2 protein-coding genes are annotated in these 2748 nt (G+C 46.7%); one reads left to right on the top strand and one right to left on the bottom strand.

What is annotated here, in order from left to right:
* The coding region (locus tag QUB16_RS26445; protein ID WP_333320752.1) for a cobaltochelatase subunit CobN at window positions 1-1495 on the top strand (1495 nt) is incomplete at its 5' end.
* 226 nt (window positions 1496-1721) lie between these two features.
* Here QUB16_RS26445 and QUB16_RS26440 read toward each other — a convergent pair.
* Window positions 1722-2333: a COP23 domain-containing protein gene (locus tag QUB16_RS26440; RefSeq protein ID WP_333320751.1), complete on the bottom strand. Its 612-nt coding sequence runs from the start codon at window positions 2331-2333 to the stop codon at window positions 1722-1724.
* Window positions 2334-2748 lie beyond the last annotated feature (415 nt).

Genomic DNA, 2748 nt, shown 5'->3' with positions numbered 1-2748 from the left:
TGTGCCACAAACAAGCACAGGCAAGATGCCTGTTTCACAAACAAGCACAGGCAAGATGCCTGTTTCACAAACAAGCACAGGCAAGATGCCTGTGCCACAAACAAGCACAGGCAAGATGCCTGTGCCACAAACCAGCACAGGCAAGATGCCTGTGCCACAAGAGGGGTTTGATGGGGTTTTTGAGGAGGGCTTGCTAGTTAGGGATTTGTTGTTGCAAACGACGGATGAATTAACTAATCTTTTGCGGGGTTTGAATGGGGAATATATTCTGCCTGCACCCGGTGGGGATTTGTTGCGGGATGGGGCTGGGGTGTTGCCAACTGGTCGGAATATTCACGCTTTAGATCCTTATCGGATGCCTTCTCCGGCGGCTTATGAAAGGGGGCGCGAAATTGCTCGGAAAATTATTGAGAAGCACGTTAAAGAACAGGGTAAATATCCTGAGACTGTGGCGGTGATGTTGTGGGGTTTGGATGCGATTAAGACTCGCGGTGAATCTATTGGAATTCTGCTAGAATTGGTGGGGGCTGCACCTCTAAAAGAAGGTACTGGTCGCATTGTTCGCTATGAATTAAAGCCGTTAGCTGATGTCGGTCATCCCCGGATTGATGTGTTGGGAAATCTTTCGGGTATTTTCCGAGATAGCTTTGTCAATATTATTGAATTGTTGGATGATTTGTTCGTGCGGGCAGCGGATGCTGATGAACCGGAATCGGAGAATTTTATTCGCAAACACGCTTTGATTTTGCAGGCCAAAGGTGTGCAGAATTATTCGGCAAGGTTGTTTTCTAATCCGGCTGGGGATTTTGGTTCTTTGGTTAACGATAGGGTTGTTGATGGTAGTTGGGAATCGGGGGATGAGTTGGGGAAAACTTGGGAAAGTCGCAATGTTTTTAGTTACGGGAGGAAGGATAAGGGGGAAGCGAGGCCGGAGGTTTTGACTCAGTTGTTGCAAGGGTGCGATCGCATAATTCAAGAAATTGATTCTGTTGAATACGGTTTGACTGATATTCAAGAGTATTATGCGAATACTGGCGGCTTGAAGAAAGCCGCAGAAAAGCAGCGCGGCAAAAAAGTCAATACCAGTTTTGTAGAAAGTTTTTCTCAGGATACAACGCCTCGCAATTTAGAAGATTTGCTGCGCTTGGAATATCGAACTAAGTTGCTAAATCCTAAGTGGGCTAACGCGATGGTTAATCAAGGTTCGGGCGGCGCTTATGAAATTTCGCAGCGGATGACGGCGTTAATTGGTTGGGGCGGAACGGCTGATTTTACTGATAGTTGGGTTTACGATCAGGCGGCTGATACTTATGCTTTAGATCAGGCAATGGCGAAGAAGTTGCGGGAGGCAAATCCTGAAGCTTTTCGCAATATTGTCGGCAGAATGTTGGAGGCTAACGGGCGGGGTTTTTGGCTGCCGGATGCGGATAAGTTGCAGCAGTTGCGCGAGTTGTATGAGTTGACTGATGAGAAGATTGAAGGGGTGACAGTGTAGTTTTTTTAGTCTAAATATTTAGGGGCGGGCTAGAAGCCCAACCCCTACTCCCCACAATAGTTTCCAACTTTTTCAGGTGCAAGTTAGGATCGCGAATTAAATAACTTACAATTTTAATTGTTATTGTGGGATGGGCGTCCCGCCCGTCCAAAAAAGACGGGCGGGACGCCCATCTCACTTTCAAGAGTGGAAGTTATTTAATTCTCATTCCTTAGAGGCGCGGCTATTAAATGCCTCGATCGCCCTGCGGTTTTGCTACAGGAACTGACGGTTTATTGTTTGGAGAATTAAAAGCTCGATCGACCATATCTCCAAAGGGAACAAACTGCGGTGCAGCCGATGGAGCTCCGGTTCTGAACACTGCCACGGGGCCGCTGCCGTCTTGGGCAAAATTAATCAATTTCGTTAAAGCATCACCGGGATTTTTAGCATTGCGCTTGTCTAGGGTGAACAGCAGATTTTGAGAGTTGCAGCGCCCCCGTCCGTTGACGTAACAAACTACGGGCAAGTTATTAACAATTCCTGTTGTTAACTGCAAGTTGCTCAATCTTCCGCCATTCTGGGCAACAGCTTTGGTCAATCTATTGGAAACAATTTGGCAGCGCTGCCAAGGTGTATATTCGCGGCCGAACTCGGTAGATTTCCACAGAATCATTGGATCAGTCGTCACATTTCCCCGCCGCGCAATTGTGACAAAATTCCGACCGGAAGTAACGCACTGAAATGTTGTTCTAGTGCTATTCCAAGAGTTGCTGGGATCTGCTTGCACTTGGCTTGGCAAGGCGACAGTACCGGCGAAAACTAAAGCGGATGCTAATAAGGGTGCAGTCAATTTCATAATAACTCCTGCCGCTAAGGCAGCTAAATTTATGTAGGAAGTCATAGTTGTAGGGACAGGGCAGTATCTATTGGTGTCAACTTAAGGTTAAACCGGTAGTCCGTCAGGGAATGAATTCCCTGCCTCAAAGCTAAAGTCCTCTTAAGAGGACTGAGAAAAAGACTGTTAAACTCATTAGTCCTCTTTAGAGGACTTTCGCTATTAGGCCGGGGTTTTAACCCCTGCCGGACTAGGGGTTATACCTTAAGTTGTGACTAATAGCCAGTGTCCTGTCCCTACCTATTCAAATTCTGCTGGTTGGCTGTCGCACCCGGATATTTTTCAAATATTAAATCAGGTTAGGATCGCGAATTAAATAACTTACAATTTTAATTGTTATTGTGGGATGGGCGTCCCGCCCGTCCTTTTTGGACGG

Origin of the sequence: Microcoleus sp. D3_18a_C4, assembly GCF_036702415.1 — a bacterium.
In the GTDB taxonomy this organism is placed as follows: domain Bacteria; phylum Cyanobacteriota; class Cyanobacteriia; order Cyanobacteriales; family Microcoleaceae; genus Microcoleus.
Note: the sequence above shows the minus strand (reverse complement) of the source record. Positions and strands in the feature narration are given on the sequence as shown.

Bases quoted from the DNA above. Each gene is read 5' to 3' on its own strand.
- QUB16_RS26440 (WP_333320751.1), bottom strand. From the start codon at position 2,333: ATGAAATTGACTGCACCCTTATTAGCATCCGCTTTAGTTTTCGCCGGT.